Annotated in this window: 15 protein-coding genes; 10 read left to right on the top strand and 5 right to left on the bottom strand. The window is 59.4% G+C overall.

Translation table 11 applies throughout. From position 1 onward, the window contains the following. Positions 1–56: 56 nt before the first annotated feature. The 3 genes from tilS to DES53_RS02300 all read right to left on the bottom strand — a co-directional run bounded on the left by tilS (position 57) and on the right by DES53_RS02300 (position 3,639). On the bottom strand, positions 57–1,172 hold the full coding sequence (gene tilS, locus DES53_RS02310; RefSeq protein WP_113956585.1) for a tRNA lysidine(34) synthetase TilS: 1,116 nt from the start codon (positions 1,170–1,172) through the stop codon (positions 57–59). Continuing rightward, positions 1,111–2,382: a serine--tRNA ligase gene (gene serS, locus DES53_RS02305; RefSeq protein ID WP_113956584.1), complete on the bottom strand. Its 1,272-nt coding sequence runs from the start codon at positions 2,380–2,382 to the stop codon at positions 1,111–1,113. Before serS ends, tilS begins: the two co-directional genes overlap by 62 nt. Positions 2,383–2,565: 183 nt before the next feature. Beyond that, on the bottom strand, positions 2,566–3,639 hold the full coding sequence (locus DES53_RS02300; RefSeq protein WP_245958067.1) for an NHL repeat-containing protein: 1,074 nt from the start codon (positions 3,637–3,639) through the stop codon (positions 2,566–2,568). Positions 3,640–3,950: 311 nt separating this feature from the next. Here DES53_RS02300 and DES53_RS02295 point away from each other — a divergent pair, with 311 nt between their 5' ends. The 3 genes from DES53_RS02295 (at position 3,951) to DES53_RS02285 (ending at position 7,084) form a co-directional block, all read left to right on the top strand. After that, positions 3,951–4,991, top strand: coding sequence for an aldo/keto reductase (locus DES53_RS02295; protein ID WP_113956582.1), 1,041 nt, complete (start codon positions 3,951–3,953; stop codon positions 4,989–4,991). Positions 4,992–5,146: 155 nt separating this feature from the next. Further along, complete coding sequence (locus DES53_RS02290; protein WP_113957165.1) at positions 5,147–6,076, top strand: DNA cytosine methyltransferase; 930 nt, start codon at positions 5,147–5,149, stop codon at positions 6,074–6,076. Between the two features lie 3 nt (positions 6,077–6,079). Further along, complete coding sequence (locus DES53_RS02285) at positions 6,080–7,084, top strand: BsuBI/PstI family type II restriction endonuclease (protein WP_113956581.1); 1,005 nt, start codon at positions 6,080–6,082, stop codon at positions 7,082–7,084. 66 nt (positions 7,085–7,150) lie between these two features. On the opposite strand, the gene DES53_RS02280 is transcribed toward DES53_RS02285, so the two are convergent. Then, positions 7,151–7,636, bottom strand: coding sequence for a methylated-DNA--[protein]-cysteine S-methyltransferase (locus DES53_RS02280; RefSeq protein ID WP_113956580.1), 486 nt, complete (start codon positions 7,634–7,636; stop codon positions 7,151–7,153). Positions 7,637–7,796: 160 nt separating this feature from the next. Here DES53_RS02280 and DES53_RS02275 point away from each other — a divergent pair, with 160 nt between their 5' ends. The 6 genes from DES53_RS02275 to DES53_RS02250 all read left to right on the top strand — a co-directional run bounded on the left by DES53_RS02275 (position 7,797) and on the right by DES53_RS02250 (position 17,282). Next, a complete protein-coding gene (locus DES53_RS02275) occupies positions 7,797–9,275 on the top strand; it encodes a DNA-3-methyladenine glycosylase 2 (protein ID WP_113956579.1) in 1,479 nt (492 codons plus the stop codon). A 62-nt stretch (positions 9,276–9,337) separates the two neighbouring features. Then, entirely contained in the window at positions 9,338–9,871 is a 534-nt protein-coding gene (locus tag DES53_RS02270; protein WP_113956578.1) for a sigma-70 family RNA polymerase sigma factor, read from the top strand. Further along, a complete protein-coding gene (locus tag DES53_RS02265) occupies positions 9,868–11,214 on the top strand; it encodes a discoidin domain-containing protein (RefSeq protein ID WP_113956577.1) in 1,347 nt (448 codons plus the stop codon). Before DES53_RS02270 ends, DES53_RS02265 begins: the two co-directional genes overlap by 4 nt. A gap of 2 nt (positions 11,215–11,216) precedes the next feature. Next, positions 11,217–14,102: a PSD1 and planctomycete cytochrome C domain-containing protein gene (locus DES53_RS02260; RefSeq protein WP_170156790.1), complete on the top strand. Its 2,886-nt coding sequence runs from the start codon at positions 11,217–11,219 to the stop codon at positions 14,100–14,102. Positions 14,103–14,131: 29 nt separating this feature from the next. Continuing rightward, positions 14,132–15,592, top strand: coding sequence for a DUF1501 domain-containing protein (locus DES53_RS02255; protein WP_113956575.1), 1,461 nt, complete (start codon positions 14,132–14,134; stop codon positions 15,590–15,592). A gap of 94 nt (positions 15,593–15,686) precedes the next feature. Then, complete coding sequence (locus DES53_RS02250) at positions 15,687–17,282, top strand: 3-keto-alpha-glucoside-1,2-lyase-like domain-containing protein (protein ID WP_113956574.1); 1,596 nt, start codon at positions 15,687–15,689, stop codon at positions 17,280–17,282. A 50-nt stretch (positions 17,283–17,332) separates the two neighbouring features. On the opposite strand, the gene DES53_RS02245 is transcribed toward DES53_RS02250, so the two are convergent. After that, positions 17,333–18,163, bottom strand: a complete 831-nt coding sequence (locus DES53_RS02245) for a ThuA domain-containing protein (protein WP_113956573.1) — start codon at positions 18,161–18,163, stop codon at positions 17,333–17,335. A gap of 120 nt (positions 18,164–18,283) precedes the next feature. Here DES53_RS02245 and DES53_RS02240 point away from each other — a divergent pair, with 120 nt between their 5' ends. Next, a complete protein-coding gene (locus tag DES53_RS02240) occupies positions 18,284–19,201 on the top strand; it encodes an alpha/beta fold hydrolase (RefSeq protein ID WP_113956572.1) in 918 nt (305 codons plus the stop codon). Positions 19,202–19,226: the final 25 nt, after the last annotated feature.

Below are 19,226 nucleotides of genomic sequence, written 5' to 3'. Positions count from 1 at the left end.
TAACCCCAACTCTGGCAGGTGATAGGTCCGGCAGGCAAGGATCGGGGATATTATCATCACTCCACCCACAGCCGCTTCGCTTTCCGCCGGAGATGAAGTCCTCCATGGAGATTGGTCTTGGCCGGGCCATCCGGCTGCAGCATGGCCAATGCGCTCTCCACTTCGTAGGCACCCACCAAGGGGACGTTTCGCAGTTCGCTCAGCCAGTGCTTCAAGATGCGTGACTGAACGGCGGAATGCGCCCTCTTGAATTCCGAAGTGATGAGCAGGCTGCCGTCGGGCGCGAGCAGGCGTTCCTGTTCCACCAAATGCGTGGCGGTTTCCTGAAGGCAGGCTTCATCGCGTGTCGCGAGACGCGCCGTCCGCAGGATGAGCTCCACCACATCGCGGCCGTTGGCATCGGAAAGCATGGGGAGCACATCGTGCCGCAGACGGTTGCGGCGATGCGCGCGTGAGGTGTTGCTGGAATCCTCACGCCACTGGAGCCGATGCACCTTGAGGTAGGCATCGATTTCGGCGCGTCTTGTCTCCAGAAGAGGGCGCAGCTTCGTGAGCCCCTTCCGCGTGGTCGCAGACAGGGGCATGCCGGAGATGCCGTGAAGTCCGGAGCCGCGGCAGAGATTGCCAAGGATGGTCTCGGCATTGTCCTCCGCATGGTGCGCGAGGAAGACATGGGGTGTGGTGTGCTTCTCGGAGAGCGCGTGGAAGAAGGCGTCCCGTGCGTTGCGTGCCGCGGTCTCAAGGGATTGTTTCTTGTCCTTGGAACGTGCCGCGATGTCCTCACGATGCACTTCGCATACGAGGCCAAATTTCTTCGTGAGTCGTTTCACGAATGCCGCATCGCCATCCGACTCCCTGCCACGGAGTTGGTGATCGAGATGTGAGACGATGAGATGCTTCCATCCCGATGCCACAAGACAATGCAACAGCGCCACCGAATCGCGACCGCCTGAGATGGCGACGAGAGCGGTGCTGTCAGGTGTGAGCTCAGGATGGAGGCGCTGCAGCTCTGCGAGAGCGGCTGCGGCTTTCTCTTCGAAGCGACGTGCGAGAGCGATGTCAGGGCCAGCAGACTTGGAAGTCCGCGCTCGTTTGGGTCGCCTTGCCCCTTCAGCCGATTTTTTCGCTACCGAAGTACCTGCGGAGCGGCTCGGGGATGAGGATGCTGCCATCTGCCTGCTGGTAGGTCTCGACGAGCGCGACGAAGAGCCGCGCGAGCGCGGTGCCGGAGCCGTTGAGCGTGTGGCAGAAGCGGTTTTTGCCGTTTTCATCCTTGTACCGCAGGTTCATGCGGCGGGCTTGATAATCGCCGAAATTGCTGCAGCTGGAAACTTCAAGATAGCTCCCCTGCCCCGGCGCCCAGACTTCGATGTCATAGGTCTTGGCCGAGCCGAAGCCGATGTCGCCCGTGCAGAGCTCGATCACGCGGTAGTGCAGGCCGAGGGTCTGGAGCACCTTCTCCGCATTGCCCGTGAGCTTTTCCAGCTCCTCCATGGAGGTCTCCGGCGTGGTGATTTTCACGAGCTCGACCTTGTCGAACTGGTGCATGCGTATCAGCCCGCGCGTGCCGAGACCGGCGCTGCCTGCCTCGCGACGGAAGCAGGGTGTGTAAGCGGCATAGTGAATGGGCAGGCCGGCGAGGGTAAGAATCTCCTCACGATGCAGGTTCGTCACCGGCACTTCCGCCGTAGGGATGAGGTAGAGGTCATCCACCTCGCAGTGGTACACCTGGTCACCGAACTTCGGGAGCTGCGTGGTGCCCACGAGCGCATCCGACTTCACGAGGAAAGGCACGGACACTTCCTGGTAACCATGCTCGGTGGTATGCAGGTCCAAAAGGAAGCTGATGAGCGCACGCTCCAGACGAGCTCCAGGCCCTCGGTATACCACGAAGGCGCTGCCGGTGATTTTCGCCCCGGCTTCGAAGTCGAGCATGCCATGCTGTGCGCCGAGGGTGACGTGATCCTTTGGCTGGAAGTCGTAGGCAGGCTTTGCACCCCAGACGCGCACCTCAGGATTGTCTTCGGCACTGGTTCCCACGGGGCAGGCCTCGTGGGGAAGATTGGGGATCGAGAGCAGCAGGTCGCGCTGGCGCACATCGAGCTCGTCCGCGTCCTTGCCGATCTGGTCGATGCGCGAGCCGATGCCGCGAACCTCCGTCTCGATGGCGCTGGTGTCCTCGCCCTTCTTCTTGGCAATGCCGATTTCCTTGCTGATGCGATTGCGGTCGCTCTGCAGTTTCTGGCGCTCCGTCTCCGCGGCTCGGCGCTGCTCGTCGATGGCCAGCACCTCATCGACCATCGCGGAGAGGGACGCGTCGCGGGTGGCGAGGCGATCCTTGACGAGGGTGGCGTTGTCGCGAATGAGGCGGATGTCGAGCATAGGGGGCGGGAGTGTAGGGAAAAGAGGGACAAAGGCAACAGGCACGAAGGGACAAAGTGGAGGGGGCACCGGCCCGCCCTTTGGGGACGCTGCCCAGCTGCTCTTCCCGACACCCGACAAAACAAAAGGCACAGCAGCGGTTCCCCACTCTGTGCCTTTGTGCCTGTTGCCTCTATGCCTATCTCAGGCGGGGGTATGCGTGAACTTCCGCACGCGACCGTAGGGCACCCATTCCAGGACATACAGACTGCCCTTCGAGTCCACGGTAAGGGCGTGGGGCGTGGTGAACTTGTCTTTCTGGCCGGCCTCGAATTCTTCCTTCTTTTGGCCCCTGCCATCGCCGAGCTTGGCGACACATTTGTCATCCTTGTCGAGGATCGCGACGAGGGAGCCAAGGTCCGGTACGTAGAGATGGCCGTGGGCCTGGTAAAAGCAGCAGGGATTCCGCACGAAGTCACCGCTGATGGTGCGCTTGTACTGGAGATCCATGTCGAAGACCTCGTAACGGCCATTCGCACGATCGGCGATGTAGACCTCAGGCTCGCCCTTCAGGGTGTTGATCCACACGCCGTGGCAGGTGTTGAAGGTGCCATTCGGCGCCTTGGGACCCTTCACCGCATCCTTCGGCGCGCGACCGCCGATGGTCTTGAGGTGCTTGAAGTTCTTGTCGAAACGGCTCACGATCTGGCTGCCGTAGCCGTCTACGATGTAGATGTCACCGTTCGGCGCCACCGCCACGTCGGTGGGGTTCGTCCAGGTGAACTTCTGATGAGTGGAGTCCTCCTTATCCACATTGCCGATGGTGTAGAGCACCTTGCCCTTGAGGTCGGTCTTGTACACACGCTTGCCAAGGGTGGGCTGGCCGGAGGCATCCTTGCCGACGTTCTCCGTGAAGTAGAGGAACTCCTGGTCACCTTCCTTGCTCAGGTAGATGCAGTGCGCGGTGGCACTGACTTGCTCTGGGGTGTAGCCCACGCCATCACCGAAGTCCTTGCTCCAGGTTTCCTCCAGCTTCCCATCCGCGCCGAAGATGGCGACGCAGGGATTCGTGCTGCGAGAGGTGACGTACACGCGATCTTTCGAGTCCACCGCGATGCCGCAACCGAAGCCGTACTTCATTCCCGCAGGCAGAGCACCCCAGGCCTCATCCAGGGTGTAGGTCCACTTGCCTTCACCGATTTTCACCGGACCGGCAGCGGCGGCCGCCGCGAGCGCGGAGGCGCCAGGCAACAAAGTGGCGGCAGCAGCGCCAGACATGGTGAGGAAGTCGCGCCTTGTGAGGCGCCGCGGAAAGAGATGCGTAGATGAGTTCATAGTGAGGAAGAGCGAAAATGCGATGTCCTGATACTGACTGATCCCAAATTGCGAAGCGGTGACGGGAACGAGCCTAACCGGGGTCGTGTTTCGCCGACCAGCAGGAAGTGTATTGCCAGCCTGCCGGATGTTGCCGGGTCAGATGGACGATATGGGCTGGAACAAGGTTAGAGGCTTGGAGCTTGAGGCACCGCTTACGAGACGGGGTCCCTCTCGTGACTTGCGCACACCACGGCCCGTCCTAGGGTGCCTTCATGAACCGGAAACGACTTGGGCGCAGTGGGATTGTAGTGACGGACATCTGCATGGGTACGATGACCTTCGGCCTGCAGGCGGATGAGAAGACTTCCTTTGCCATCATGGACCGCGCCTTGGAGGCGGGGATCGACTTCTTCGACACGGCGGAGATGTACCCAGTGCCGCCCAGTGCGGAGAAGTTCGGCGTGACGGAGGAAATTGTCGGCAAGTGGCTGAAGGGGCAGAAGCGTGGCGAGATCATCCTGGCGACCAAGGTCACGGGTCCCGGCCATGGTTGGTTCCGCCCGCCCATTCGCGGAGGCTTCACCGCGCTGGATCGCCGGCAGATTCACCAGGCCTGTGAAGACAGCCTGAAGCGGCTCAAGACAGACTACATCGACCTGTACCAGACTCACTGGCCGGATCACGGCATGCGGCAGGATGAAACGCTCAGCGCCCTGACTGAACTGGTCGACCAAGGCAAGGTACGAGCCATCGGCTGCAGCAATGAAACGAGCTGGGGGCTGATGAAGAATCTCTGGGAGGCGGAGAAGCACAAGCTGCAACGCTACGACACGGTGCAGAATAACTTCTCGCTTATCAACCGCCGTTGCGAAAGCGAGCTCGCGCAGGTCTGCCGCAAGGAAGGCGTAAGCCTCCTCCCTTACTCACCCCTCGGCGGTGGCGTGCTCACTGGGAAGTACAATGATGGTGCCCTGCCGACTGGTGCGCGCTTCAGCGACTACTTTGTGAATGGTGGCCCACGTCAGAAACGCATGGCGGCGCGGTTCGTGAACGAGCGCTCACTGGAAACGACGAAGCGTCTTCAAGTGATTGCACAGGATCTCGGTATCAGCGTCACCACGCTGGCTGTTGCCTGGAGCAAACAGCATGACTTCGTGGCCTCCACGATCATTGGTGCGACGACGGTGGCCCAGCTTGAGGAGAGTCTGAAGGCTGCGAATTTGGTGCTGGATACGGAGACGTTAGGGCGGATTGATGAAATCGATGAGCAGATCCCGACGCCGATGACGGAGGACGGGTTGAGGAGGTTGTAGGGGAGGGGTGAAAAAATCACCTGCACCATCGCAGAAAATTGATAGTGAGCGTATGAACAGCTTGCCTCGGTCGGAACTCTGATCTAAAAGAGCCCGTGCCCTCATATCCCGAAATCATCAACGCGACACTGGTGCCGAGGCGAAAGGCCAAATTCATGGCTGTCGACCTCTTCGCCGGATGTGGGGGACTGGCACTAGGCTTTGAAGCTGCGGGGATTACGACGATAGGATTCGAAAAAGACAGGGATGCGTGTGCTACCTATCGCAAGAATCTCACCGGAGAATGTGTCGAAACATTTCTTACGCCCGAAAGCGACCTGCCACCTTGTGACGTCGTGATTGGTGGTCCTCCTTGCCAGCCCTTTTCAGTTGGAGGCCATCAAAATGGTCTTCATGATTCACGCGACGGCTTTCCAACATTTATCTCGGCCGTGAAACGACTCCGCCCTCGCCTCTGGATGTTCGAAAACGTTCGGGGAATGATGTACGGCAACAAGTGGTATCTTGATGAGATACTTGTAGAGCTCAGGTCTCTTGGGTATCAAGTCGAGGCCCGTCTGATGAGCACGCTGTATTATGGGGTTCCGCAGAAGCGAGAGCGGCTTGTCGTGGTCGGCCACTCAGGCGGATTTGTTTTCCCGAGAGTGAGCCCAATTCAGTGGACAGCCGGTCAGGCATTGGAGGACATGCTCTTCCTCACCCCTCCGGAATCAAAGTTTCTCACTCCCAGCATGGATCGGTATGTTGCCAATTACGAAAAAGCGTCATGTTGTGTGAAGCCTCGAGACCTCCATCTCGATCAACCCGCGCGCACATTGACATGCCGCAATCTAGCAGGTGCAACGGGTGACATGCAGCGTATAAAGTTGCCTGATGGTCGTCGCCGTCGGCTGCTTGTTCGTGAAGCCGCACGCCTACAAAGTTTCCCGGACCACTTCCAGTTTGCAGGTGCAGAAGGCAGCGCATTTAATCAAATTGGCAATGCAGTCCCTCCGATGTTCGCCTATGCTCTCGCTCAAAGTGTTGTAAAGCATCTCTCGGTGCCAGTTCGTCGTAGCGGGACTCGAGAAGTGGCTAGCTGTTAAACTATGGCTCTCAAGAAACAGGCTGCTAAAAAGCGCCCAGCCGTCCGGCGATTGATCAACGAAGGAATCGAAATCTTGCAGGGATTCGGAGTTCCCTTGGCAGGACTCACTGATCGTCGCCGCGATATGGCATCCATGTGTTTCCTTGCCGTAGCGGGAGTCACCCACTCGGCAGACTGGTCGTCTGCGGGCAGTCATCCGTCTCCTCCACTGCGTACGCGCGAGATTATCGACTTCATCAACAAGCACTTCGGAGAACAGGTTTCTCGTGGTTCCTATGATGACATCCGACGCAAACACCTCAAGTTTGCCGTTTTGGCAGGAGTAATTCAGCAGAGCGCCGGCAACCCAGGGGCTGCTGCCAACGATCCCACACGCGGTTATGGACTCAGTCCAGAACACAGTGCAATCATCAATCTCTACGGGCAGGAAGGCTGGGGAAAAAAGGCAGCGCAGTTCATGGCGACGCGGCCTCACTTGTCTGACAGCGTCTTTGCCAAGCAAAGTGTCATGGCAATGCCACTAGTGCTGCCAAATGGTTCAGAACTTAAATTAGGGCCCGGCAGCCACAACGCGTTACAGCGCAGCATCATAGAGCAATTTCGACCGAGATTCGCCCCAAATACCACGGTGCTCTATCTAGGCGATGCCGAAAACAAAGAGCTGTACATGGAGGCGACAACATTGGCCAGCATTGGAATCGAACTTAATGTCGCCAAGAGTCTTCCGGACGTTGTACTTCTAGATTCACACCGCAAATGGTTGTTTCTGATCGAAGCCGTCCACAGTTTTGGCCCAATCTCGCCGGAGCGTCTCGTCTCCTTGAATGAGCTCTGCAAAGAATGCAATGTCCCGCGGGTCTTCGTAACGGCGTTCCTAGACCGAACAACATTCCGAAAATTCGCACCAGATATTGCTTGGGAAACAGACGTGTGGATTGCCGAAGAACCTGACCACATGATTCACTTCAATGGCGACCGCTTCTTCGGTCCTCGCGAATCCTCATAACATCGGTTACACGCATGCAATCAGGGACGTTGCCTATTCTATGAAAGGAACCAGTATCCTGAGCAACTACTGTTTTCCAGACTCCAGATTCAGCAACACTTCCTTCACCTCCAACCCCCCCGCAAACCCCGTCAGCTTGCCATTGGAGCCGATGACACGGTGGCAGGGGACGATGATGGAGATGGGATTCTTACCGTTCGCAGCACCGACGGCGCGGACGGCTTTGGGGCGACCGACTTGGGTTGCGATCTGCGCGTAGCTGCGGGTCTGGCCGAAGGGGATGGTGGAGAGAGCGTTCCAGACATCCTTCTGGAAGTCCGTCCCCACGGGATCAAACTTCAGGGAGAATTTCTTCAGCTTGCCCGCGAAGTAGTCGCGGAGCTGGCGTTCGGCTTCGAGGAGAACGGGGTGGTTTTTGTTTGCCACCATGGGAGAGAGGCGCACACGCTTGGGGTCGTCGTTCTCCCAGAGGACGGCGGCCAGGCCGCGGTCACTGGCCACAATTTTCAGCTCTCCCACCGGGGTCTTCATGGTTTTGTAGGAATAGGTCATGGGTCTTCTGCGGTTGTTTCTATTGGGGTAAGATGACCCATCTCATGAAAGGCGCTGGCCGTATTCGGACATGAGTATGATATTGTGGTGATGTCCGAAAACGGCCAGCGAAAGAGTGGCCGGGCGCTTAGCATTGGTATCACAAACCCACCCGAGCACCATGATTGATCCCAAAGCTGCCTACAGTGCCCTGAAGTCCCATGACCCGCGTTTTGACGGAGTCTTTTATGTCGGCGTGACCTCGACGGGCATCTACTGCCGGCCCATCTGCCCGGTGAAAACGCCTCAGCTGAAGAACTGTCGCTTCTTTGACAGCGCGGAGGCCGCAGAGAAAGCATCGTTCCGGCCGTGTTTACGTTGCCGTCCCGAACTGGCGCCGGGCCATGCGCCAGTGGACAATGCACATCGCATTGCGCACCAGATCTCGCATCGCATCGATGAAGGCATGCTGGAGGACGGCACGGGCCTGGAGGAGATCGCCGCGCAGTTTGAAATCAGCTCGCGTCAATTGCGGCGCATCGTTCAAAAAGAATTGGGCGTCTCTCCGATCGAACTGCTGCAAACGCGCCGCCTGCTGCTGGCCAAACAATTGCTCACGGAAACGAAACTGCCCGTGACGGAAATCGCCTTTGCCAGTGGCTTCTCCAGCCTACGACGGTTCAACGATGCTTTCAGCTCACAGTACCGCATGCCTCCCACGCGGTTGCGTAAAGAGGCGGCGAATGAGGAACATCAGACCGCCATTGATGCTGCAGGCACCTCGACGCTGCAGCTGAACTATCGCCCGCCGTATGATTGGGATGGCATCCTGGAATTCTTGAAGGCGCGCATGATTAAGGACGTGGAACTGGACACCAGTGACAGCTATGCGCGCACAGTGCGACTGGGAAAACACACAGGCTGGCTCAAAGTGACGCACGCGGCGGAGAAGCACGCGCTCATGGTGGAATTCACCCACTCACTCGCGCCGGTGTTGCCAACCTTGCTTGGCCGACTGCGCAACCTCTTTGACCTTACCGCTCGTCCAGATCTCATCGCCGCGCATTTGATGCGCGATAAAACACTGAAGGCGGCCGTGAAAAAGAATCCGGGGCTGCGTGTGCCGGGTGCCTTCGATGGATTTGAAATGGTGATCCGTGCGATTCTCGGGCAGCAGATCACCGTGAAGGCGGCCACTACGATCGCGTGCCGGTTTGCAGACGCTTTCGGAGAGAAATTCGAGACGCCATTCCCCGAACTCAGCCGGCTCTCCCCGCTCGCAAGTCGGGTCGCCCGGGCCAGTGTGGATGATGTGGCAACACTCGGCATCGTGAGCGCTCGCTCGAAGACCATCATCGCACTCGCCCAAGCCTTTCACTCCGGCGTCGTGAAGCTGGATGCGGGCGCCAATCCGGACACGGCCATCGCGCAGCTCGTGGCCCTGCCCGGCATCGGCCCATGGACGGCACACTACATTGCCATGCGGGCCCTGCGGTGGCCGGATGCTTTTCCCAAGGAGGACATCGCCGTGCGCAACAACCTCGGTGGCGTGAGCGCGAAGGAGGCTGAGGATCTCTCCCAGGCGTGGCGCCCGTGGCGCAGCTATGCTGTCATGCACGTGTGGAGGAATCCGCCTCCAAAACCAAAGCCGGCAGAATAATTCTGCTGCCTCCAGACTTTTGTCAGAAAGATTCGGGCGCCTTCTGGTAACACCTAACAACCATGGCGCACCGAATGGACAGCCGCAGCCCCGAAGAAGACCGGATGATCAGCCTGATCACCGGTCATCAGGCCGTGCTGCATCGCTACATCGTCTCCCTCATCCCGAACATCTCCCTCGCGGACGACGTGCTGCAGGAGACCAATCTTGTGCTGTGGCGGAAGGCGGATGAGTATGACCACGCACGCCCCTTCCTGCCGTGGGCCATGACGGTTGCCTGGCACCAGGTGCAGGCTGCGCGGCGGGATCACGGACGGGATCGGCATGTGTTTGACGATTCGCTGGTCGACCTTCTCGCCCAGGAACAAGCTGCGATGTTGACGGCCCAACCTCCACTGGAGCCAGCGCTCATGGAGTGTCTCAGTGCCCTGCCCGCCGACCAGCACAAGCTCATCCTCGCACGTTATGAACGCGGTGGCTCGGTGCAGGCGCTGGCTGACCAACATGGGAAAAGTCCCACGGCAATTTCGCTCACCCTCATGCGCATCCGGAAGCTGCTGGAGAAGTGCATCCAACAAAAGCTGGCGATGATATGACGGAGGAAACTCTTGAGAAATTGCTGCACCGTCTGCTCGAAGGCGAGCTGGATGAAGCGGGGCGTGCCGAGCTGAATGCAGCCCTGCTGGAATCAGCGGAACGGCGTGCGCGCTACTTGAGCGTCTCAGCGATTCATGCAGCGCTGTCGCGACATGCGCTTGCGGAGCAGATGCTGCCCGACTTTGTGAAGCCATCGCATGAGGTCACAGGGAACACGACATCGCAGCCTGCGTCGCGCTTTCACATTTCTCTCGCTTCGCTGGCACTGCTGGGCGTGGCACTCATTGCAGGTGTGTCCCTGATTCTGCTGCAAGCACCGCGCGAGAAGGCCCTCGCGACCGTGGTGGAAGCAGGTGGTGTGCAGTGGAAGGAAGGCTCACCCGCTCCTGAAACGGGAGCGCTGCCAGCGAACCAGGCGATGGAACTGGCGCAGGGCTTCCTCAAGCTGCGATTCCCCTCCGGAGCGACGGCCACCTTGGAAGCTCCCTGTCGCTTTCTCGTGAAGGAAGCTGAGACGCTCACGATGATGCATGGCCGCGTCTCCGTGCACGCACCCGAGGGGGCGCAGGGGTTCCGTGTGGATACACCGGGAGGACGCTTTGTGGATTTGGGCACGGAATTCGGTCTCGCAGTGGGTTCCGATGGCAACAAGCCGGTGGTGCTCACCGAGGTCTTCACGGGTGAAGTGGAGGTGCTGGCCACTCCCACGCCCACACGCCTGATGAAGGGCGAGAGCCGCGCGCTCGTGCAAGATGAGGGCAACCCCACGCTGCTGACCACGCTGGATGAGTCCCCCATCCTCCTGGTGAATCACGCGAAGCAACTCCCCACGGTCACACCTCGCACGGACACTGACAATCTCGCGCTGGGAAAGCCTGTCTTCAGTCCTGGATTCTACGCGCGGAAGCATGGTTCCATTTTCCCGCCTGACCGCCTGACGGACGGCAGGCTCAATGACTCGGGTGTGCCGGGTGACTGGGCCTTCTGGCTCGCGCCGAATGAACAGGATGGTGAATTCACTGTGGACCTCCTACAGCCGGAGACCATCGCGCGTCTCGCGATGCAGAACACCAACAATCGTGGCATCGGCGACCGCGGCACGGACACCTTCACCGCGTATGGGTCACTGGATAACCTGAGCTTCTTCCCGCTGGTGCAGGGGCAGCTTCCCCGCATCAGGAAGTCGGAGCGGGAATTCCCCTTCCACGACTTCAGCTTCCCGCCGGTGCATGCCCGTTATGTGAAGGTGGTCATCACTTCGCACTACCGGCATCCGGATCGTCCACCCACCCGCACCGATCATGGCGGCGGGCTCAATGAAATTCGCATCTTCCCGAAGTGATCGTGACTGCTCGCGCCACGCTTATCATTGCTCTCCTGTCATTGTCCCTCACGCCACTGCATGCGGAGGTGGACTTTGCACGCGACATCCGGCCCATCCTCAACGCTCATTGTGTTGCCTGCCATGGCGGCGTGAAGGAAGCGGGTGATGTGTCCTTCATCTATCGTGAGAAGGCGCTGGGCAATGGAGAATCCGGCAAGACAGTCATCGTACCCAGGAAACCGGATGACTCAGAGATGATGGTGCGCATTCTCTCCACAGATCCTTCCGAGGTGATGCCCAAGCCTGCGCACGGTCCCCCACTGCCCAAGCATGAAGTCGCGCTTCTGAAGCAATGGATTGCTGAAGGCGCGAAGTGGAGAGAGCACTGGGCCTTCGTGCCACCCATCGCTCATGCGGCTCCCGAATTGAAACAAACGTCGTGGCCACGACGGGAGATGGATCGCTTCATTCTGGCGCGGCTGGAGAAGGAAGGTCTGCAACCCAGCAAGGAAGCGGACAAGGCCGCTCTGCTGCGCCGCGTCTCACTCGACCTTACCGGGCTGCCTCCTACAGAACCGGAGCTTGATGCGTTTCTCGCAGATGACTCCACGAGGAGCTATGAAAAGCAGGTACAGCGCCTGCTGAACTCACCGCGCTTTGGCGAGCGCTGGGCATCTGTATGGATGGACCTCGCGCGCTATGCGGACTCCGAGGGGTTGGGGCAGGATCATCGGCGTGATGTGTGGAAGTACCGTGACTGGTTGATCGCGGCCTTCAACAACGACATGCCGTACGATCAATTCACCATCGCCCAACTCGCAGGCGACCTACTGCCACAGGCGACGCTGGATGATCGCATTGCCACCACCTTCCACCGCCTCACGCAGGCGAACAATGAAGGCGGCACCGATGATGAAGAGTTCCGCGTCACCGCAGTGATGGATAGGGTGGCCACCACCTGGGAGGTCTGGCAGGGCGTGACCATGGGCTGCGTGCAGTGCCACGCGCATCCCTATGATCCGATCCAGCACAAGGAGTACTACGACTTCATGGCTTTCTTCAACAATACGGAGGATGCAGACACTCCGGAAGGCCTTCCCGTGTTGACCGTGCCCTTGGACACCAAGCGGCATGCTGAAGCAGGGCACCTACAGGCGCGCATAGCACAGCTTGAGACAGCCATCTTTGAGAAGCAGCTGAATCTCGCCACCAGCACCGAGTGGTATCCCACCATCGGCATGAAGGCCACTGCTACGAAGGCCGTGCTGGAAGTGGTGAAGCAGGAGCAGAGTGAAGAATTTCGCACTGCAGGGAATGTCGCTGCTGGAGCAGTCTTCACACTCGATACCGGCGTGGATCCGAAGCAGAAGAGAATCACAGCCATGCGAGTGGAAGTGCTTCCGGTGGATGAAGCGAAGGCTCTGCACACACCCGAGTGGGGCACGCTGCTGAAGCGCATCCGGCTGGAACGGCACACCCATGATGACCACTATGCGGATGTGCCCCTTGCAGAGGTCATCACGGACGAACCACATCCACTCTTCAATCCCAATGACTCGATCTCATCCAAGGGGGCACGGCGTGGCTGGGGTCCGTACACGAAGATGAATCGTCCACGGCATGCGATTGTCGTACTGCGTGAGCCCATCGAAGTCAGCGAGAGCAGCCAGCTTCGCGTCACTCTGGCGCACACCGATTTTTCTGCCGGAGGCAGCTTTCCGCTCATTACGAAGCGTGGTCGCATCTCCTTCACGGATGACGAGCGCTGGGAGCAACTCGGCAAGAACATCTCACTGATGCAGTGGAAATCGGAGCTCGCTGCCACGCAAAAGAAACTGCGAGCGATTCCATCCACCACCACGCCTGACATGCGGGAGCTTCCATCCGCTCAAGGGCGGGCCACTCATCTCTTCATCCGGGGGAACTGGTTGGACAAGGGTGAGCGCATCGAGCATCCCGGCACACCACAAGTCTTCCCTGCCATGAAAGGCAATCCGGATCGGCTCTCGATGGCACGATGGATTGTCTCGCCGGCGAATCCACTGACCGCACGCGTAGCGGTGAACCGGTTCTGGTTGGAGCTCTTTGGCACTGGCATCGTCCCTACTCCGGAAGACTTCGGATCCGCAGGAGAGAAACCCACGCATCCCGAACTGCTGGACACACTGGCGGTGCGTTTCCAGACGAGCATGCGATGGAGCGTGAAATCCCTGCTGCGCGAACTCGTGACCAGCGCCACCTACCGACAGGATGCCCGCGTATCTCCCGCCCTTGCAGAGCGCGACCCGGACAACCGCCTGTTGGCGCGCGGGCCACGTCAGCGCCTCACAGGGGAAATGGTGCGCGACCACGCACTGATGGTGGCTGGATTGTTGGTGAACAAAACAGGTGGGAAGCCCGTGCACCCCCCACTGCCAGAAGGCGTATGGAAACCCTTCGATGGAGACAAATGGACCACCCCGAAGGAGGGCGATGCCGAGCGCTACCGCCGCGCCGTGTACACCTACTGGAAGCGCAGCATCCCCTTCCCCATGTTTGCCACGTTCGATGCACCCACGCGCGAGCTGTGCAGCAAGCGCCGTGTCGTATCGAACACTCCTCTGCAGGCCCTCTCGGTGCTGAATGACCCCGCCTTCCATGAATGCGCCAAGGCTCTCGGCCGCCGCATGCAGATTGAGTTCACCGGAAGCATCGATGAGCGCCTGGCTCATGCGTATCGCGAGGTGACCACGCGGAACATCACGGCGGCGCAACTCGTGGAATTGAAGGCACTCTTCACCGCCGTCCGACAGCAGTACGCAGACCAGCCTGCAGAGATGCAGAAGGTCTCCACCACGCCGGAGGGCGCGGCATACACGGTGCTTGCCTCCGTGCTGCTGAATCTCGACGAAGCGCTCATCCGCTGACTTTCACTTTCGTTTCGCACCTGCAATTCATGAATCTCGAAGCACTCCAGCACCTCACCCGGCGGCACTTCCTGAGGCAATGCCCCACGGGTCTTGGTGCGCTCTGGCTGGCCACACAGGGTTTTGCCTCGGCCGCATCGAAGGTGAAGATTACGCATGATCCCAGCGCGCCGCTCGCACCCATCACGCCCACATTTCCCGCGAAGGCCAAGCGCGTGATCCACCTGCACATGGTGGGCGCACCGAGCCAGTTGGAGCTGTTTGATTACAAGCCCATGCTGGCCCGCTATGATGGCAAGACCTGCCCTGATTCCTATCTCAAGGGACAGCGCTTCGCCTTCATTCAGGGTGTGCCCAAAATGCTGGGGCCACGTTTCCCCTTCCAGCAGCATGGCCAGTCGGGCGCGTGGATTTCAGATCGGCTTCCTCACCTCACCCGTCACGCGGACAAGCTCTGCTTTCTCAAGACGATGCAGACGGACCAGTTCAACCACGGTCCTGCGGAGCTTCTCATGCACACGGGAAACCAGAATCTCGGTCATCCTTCCATGGGCTCGTGGATCAGTTGGGGACTCGGCACGGAGAATCAGGATCTGCCTGGATTCATGGTGCTGGTCTCCGGTGGACGATTGCCACGTGTAGGAGCCTCGCTGTGGGGTAGTGGGTACCTGCCGTCGGTGTATCAGGGTGTGCAGTGCCGCTCCTCCGGCGACCCGATTCTCAACACGGCCAATCCTCCCGGCATCACGCGGGACATCCGTCGCACGGCGCTCGACAGCCTGAACCGGCTAAACCAGCAAACGCACGCCGACTTTGGCGATCCGGAAACAATCACACGCATCGCGCAGTATGAGATGGCGTACCGCATGCAGGTATCCGTGCCGGAGACACTCAGCATCAAGGACGAGCCTGCCTCTGTCCATGCGATGTATGGCACGAGTCCGGGACGCGACTCCTTTGCCAACAATTGCCTGCTGGCTCGACGTCTCGCGGAGGCAGGTGTTCGCTACATCCAACTCTTCGACTGGGGCTGGGATTCCCACGGCTCCAGCGCTTCCGAGTCGCTGAACGATGGCTTCGTGCGCAAATGCCGGGACATCGATCAGCCCATCGCCGCACTGCTCACGGACCTGCAACAACGCGGCATGCTGGAAGACACGCTCGTGGTCTGGGGTGGAGAATTCGGGCGCACGCCCATGCAGGAGAATCGAGGTGGCAGCGAGAACCGCTTCGTAGGCCGCGACCACAACCCCAATGCCTTCACCTACTGGATGGCCGGTGCCGGCATCAAACCGGGCTTCACCCATGGCGAAACCGATGACATGGGCTACCACTCCGCAGTGAATCCTGTGCACCTACGGGACTTCCACGCCACGCTGCTGCATCTCTTTGGCTATCACCATGAGAAGCTCGTCTTCCCCTTCCAGGGACTTGACCAGAAGCTGACAGGCGTGAAGAAGGCGCGTGTGGTGACGGAGATTTTGGCCTGAGGCAGATCCTCGCGCAAAAGCCGCTAAGTCCCCTCAGCCGGTGACGTATGGAGTGAGGCGCACGCCGTCTTCCTCTTTCCCCTGCCCGCATCCCATGATCATCAGAACTGCCCTTGTCCTTGCATTTCTCGCCACGGCCCTCCACGCCGCACCACCGGAACCTCCGAAGGGATTCCGTGCCATCTTCAACAGCCAGGACCTCGCTGGCTGGCACGGATTGAATCCGCACTCCGTGGCCAAGCTCACGGGCGAGAAGAAGGACGCGATGCTGAAGAAGATGCGCGAGGAATTCCCGCAGCATTGGAAAGTGGAGAACGGCGAACTGGTGAACAGCGGCACCGGTCCCTACGCCACGACAGATGAGGAGTTCGGCGACTTCGAACTCATGCTCGAATACAAGACGGTGGCTGGCGCAGACAGCGGCATCTACCTGCGTGGTGTGCCGCAGGTGCAGATCTGGGACTGGAATCAGGTGTTCGATCCCAAGAAGCCGGACCGTCGGCCCCACCTGGGCTCGGGAGGTCTTTTCAACAACACTCCGAAGACGCTCGGCCGCGATCCGATTGAGCTGAAAGACAAGCCCCTTGGCCAGTGGAACACCTTTGTCATCAAACAAATCGGCGCGCGCACTTGGGTGACATTCAATACCCGCCTGGTAGTCGATGGCGCGGTGATGGAGAACTACTGGGACAAGACACAACCCTTCCCGGCCAAGGGGCCTATCATGCTGCAGACCCACGGCGGCGAAATCCGCTGGAGGAACATCTACATCCGCGACATCAAGGAAGCTGAAGCCAAGAAGTTCACATCTGAGAATCCGATCCTGCCCACTCCCACGGAATACGACGTGGCCTACGGTCCGCACCCAAAACAGGTGATGCACTTCTGGAAGGCGGAATCGGACAAGCCCACCCCGCTGCTTTTCTTCGTGCACGGTGGCGGTTGGGGTGGCGGTGGACGCCTGAGCGGCGTGACGAAGATGCTGCCTGAAATGCTGAAAGCCGGTATCTCCGTGGTGTCCGTGGAATACCGCTTCGTGAATGAAGCCACCAAGGACGGTGTAGTGCCTCCAGTAAAAGGGCCTCTGCACGATGCCGCGCGCGCATTGCAGACAGTGCGCAGCAAGGCCAAGGAGTGGAACATCGACAAGGAACGCATCGGCGCGAGCGGTGGCTCTGCCGGTGCATGTACCTCACTCTGGCTGGCATTCCATCCGGACAAGGCGGACCCGAAGAGTAGCGACCCGATTGCCCGTGAATCCACCCGCCTCTGGTGCGCCGCCGTCACTGGCGCGCAGACCTCTCTGGATCCGCACCAGATGAAGGAGTGGATGCCGAACAGCAGCTATGGGGCCCATGCCTTCGGCATCACCGGTGACCCGGTGAAGAAGACCTCATCCTTCGCCGAGTTCCACGCCAAGCGGGAGAGCGTCAAGGACTGGATTGCCGAGTACTCGCCGTACGCCCTCGTCACTTCCGACGATCCTCCCATCTACATGTCCTACTCCGCCCCGCCGGCCATGGGCCAGGAAACGAAGGACCCCACCCACAGCGCGAACTTCGGCGTGAAATTGCAAGAGCACTGCAAGACCAACGGTGTGGCGTGTGAGCTTTTCTATCCCGGAGCGACGGATGCGAAGCATGACTCGACGCAGGCGTATCTGCTGGAGAAGCTGAAGGCAGCGAAGTAGCATCACGCCTCATTCATCCGTGGTGAGCAGCACCGATGTCCGGAGGCTCACTACGGCTTCTTCGCCTTCTCCGCCATCGCATGCTCGGCGGACCACTTGATGCCTTCGAGGATGAACTTCCTCACAAAGGGTGTGCTCAGCGAACGCACATCGTGGCCAAACTCGGCATAGAAGAAGCGTCCGCCGCTGGCAGGTTCATTCGTCCAGGCAATGGGATGGTCCGCGCCCATGGGCTTGCCACCTCGGGTCTGAAAATACGGGCGCACGGGCGTGTAGGTGGATTCGTCCACACGCAGCAGGACCTTGAAACCAGGCAGACCTGTGACGCTGCGATCATGATTGGTCCAGTCGGCCTCGATCCAAAACTCTGAAGGCTCACCTTTGAGGCCCGGGAAATCCTTCGCGGCAGGATCGATGGTGACCTTGGCCTTCAGGAAGTCCGAGTCGCTGTTGAAGTCGCAGCCGCCGAGTTTGTTCAGCCAGGGCCAGTTCGTCTGGCGCACCAGCGCGGCGTGCAAGCCCACGATGCCCTTCCTGCCTTTGGTGAACCATTCCTCCACAGCCTTGCGCTGTTCTTCGGGCAGCACCTGGTCGAGTTGGTTGGCGTTGTTGAGCAGGAGCACATCATACTTCGCCAGCACCGCAGGCAGCATGTCCTTGGCGTGCTCCGTCACGTCCACCTCGAACCCGTTCTCGTGACCCAGCAGCACGAGCCAGCGATTGATGGCGGGAATGTCCGGGTGGCGGTAGAAGGCGGTGTTCGAGTACACCAACACCTTGAGTCCTTTGCCGGGAGAGGAGGTCAGGGTGCCCGGCTCATGAGCGAACGTGAAGCCGCAAAGGAACATGAATGCGGCAAAGACGAGTTGGAAATTTTTCATCTGGCAAATTTCACCGCCTCACCTCCATGGGTTCAAGGAATTTCTTCATCGCTACACCACAAGGAAATGAATCACCTACAGCGGGTCCGTTGGCATGACAGGGGGCGATTTCAATGGGTGATGCATGCGTCTTCAAAATCCACGAGTGCGGGTCATGTCCAGCATCGCTTTCTGAAGCTGGATGGAGACGAAGTCTTCTATCGTGAAGCAGGCGACAGAAACGCTCCTGCAATACTTCTTCTCCACGGTTACCCCTGTTCCTCCTACGAATTCCGGAATCTGATGCCGCAGCTGGCAGACTGCTGGCATCTCATCGCACCGGACTTTCCGGGTTGTGGCTACAGCGGCACGCCGGATGCCTTCGACTACGACTTCGATGGTTATGCCGCATTCCTGATCAAATTCACTGAGCATCTCTGCATCAAACGCTTCGCCATCTATCTCCACGACTTCGGTTCACAGATTGGACTTCGCCTCGCCATCACACACCCTGAGCGTGTTACCGCTCTGATCATCCAGAATGGTGACATCTACGAAGACGAACTCGGGCCGATGTACGCAGGGCTACGGGAGTACTTCCGCAATCCAACTCCCGAAGCCAAAGCGAAGCTGGGAGAAGCGATTAGCGAGGACGGTTTCAAACACGAGTTTCTGAATGACGTTGACATCGATGTCGCCGAGCGCATTCCACCCGATCTCTGGACGCTTCACTGGTCGCTCATGACACCGAGGCGTTGTGAAATCGCCCTCGATGTGATTGCAGGTCTCAAGGAAAACCTCGCATGGTTCCCGCGCTACCAAGCGTACCTTCGCAAACACCAGCCACCCACACTCATTGTCTGGGGGCCGAAGGATGGTTACATGCCTGAGGGTGCTGCGCGTGCTTACTTGCGTGATCTTCCGAATGCGGAACTGCACCTCTTTGAAGACGGTGGGCACTGGCTACTGGAGACGCATCTTCACCCAGTCGTGAAAGTAATGCGAGATTTCCTTCATCGCCTGCCTTTCCAAGGTTCGCCTTCACCCGAAAACGTGTGAGTGGCTCGATGGCGCGCATCAGGTG

Origin of the sequence: Roseimicrobium gellanilyticum, from assembly GCF_003315205.1 — a bacterium.
GTDB classification, from domain to species: Bacteria; Verrucomicrobiota; Verrucomicrobiia; order Verrucomicrobiales; family Verrucomicrobiaceae; genus Roseimicrobium; species Roseimicrobium gellanilyticum.
The sequence above is the reverse complement of the archived record's forward strand: the minus strand, read 5'-3'. Positions and strand labels throughout refer to the sequence as shown.

What these genes read in the sequence shown, in the direction of transcription:
- tilS (WP_113956585.1), bottom strand. Translation starts at nt 1,172, where the DNA reads ATGGCAGCATCCTCATCCCCGAGCCGCTCCGCAGGTACTTCGGTAGCG.
- serS (WP_113956584.1), bottom strand. Translation starts at nt 2,382, where the DNA reads ATGCTCGACATCCGCCTCATTCGCGACAACGCCACCCTCGTCAAGGAT.
- DES53_RS02300 (WP_245958067.1), bottom strand. Translation starts at nt 3,639, where the DNA reads ATGTCTGGCGCTGCTGCCGCCACTTTGTTGCCTGGCGCCTCCGCGCTC.
- DES53_RS02295 (WP_113956582.1), top strand. Translation starts at nt 3,951, where the DNA reads ATGAACCGGAAACGACTTGGGCGCAGTGGGATTGTAGTGACGGACATC.
- DES53_RS02290 (WP_113957165.1), top strand. Translation starts at nt 5,147, where the DNA reads ATGGCTGTCGACCTCTTCGCCGGATGTGGGGGACTGGCACTAGGCTTT.
- DES53_RS02285 (WP_113956581.1), top strand. Translation starts at nt 6,080, where the DNA reads ATGGCTCTCAAGAAACAGGCTGCTAAAAAGCGCCCAGCCGTCCGGCGA.
- DES53_RS02280 (WP_113956580.1), bottom strand. Translation starts at nt 7,636, where the DNA reads ATGACCTATTCCTACAAAACCATGAAGACCCCGGTGGGAGAGCTGAAA.
- DES53_RS02275 (WP_113956579.1), top strand. Translation starts at nt 7,797, where the DNA reads ATGATTGATCCCAAAGCTGCCTACAGTGCCCTGAAGTCCCATGACCCG.
- DES53_RS02270 (WP_113956578.1), top strand. Translation starts at nt 9,338, where the DNA reads ATGGCGCACCGAATGGACAGCCGCAGCCCCGAAGAAGACCGGATGATC.
- DES53_RS02265 (WP_113956577.1), top strand. Translation starts at nt 9,868, where the DNA reads ATGACGGAGGAAACTCTTGAGAAATTGCTGCACCGTCTGCTCGAAGGC.
- DES53_RS02255 (WP_113956575.1), top strand. Translation starts at nt 14,132, where the DNA reads ATGAATCTCGAAGCACTCCAGCACCTCACCCGGCGGCACTTCCTGAGG.
- DES53_RS02250 (WP_113956574.1), top strand. Translation starts at nt 15,687, where the DNA reads ATGATCATCAGAACTGCCCTTGTCCTTGCATTTCTCGCCACGGCCCTC.
- DES53_RS02245 (WP_113956573.1), bottom strand. Translation starts at nt 18,163, where the DNA reads ATGAAAAATTTCCAACTCGTCTTTGCCGCATTCATGTTCCTTTGCGGC.
- DES53_RS02240 (WP_113956572.1), top strand. Translation starts at nt 18,284, where the DNA reads ATGCATGCGTCTTCAAAATCCACGAGTGCGGGTCATGTCCAGCATCGC.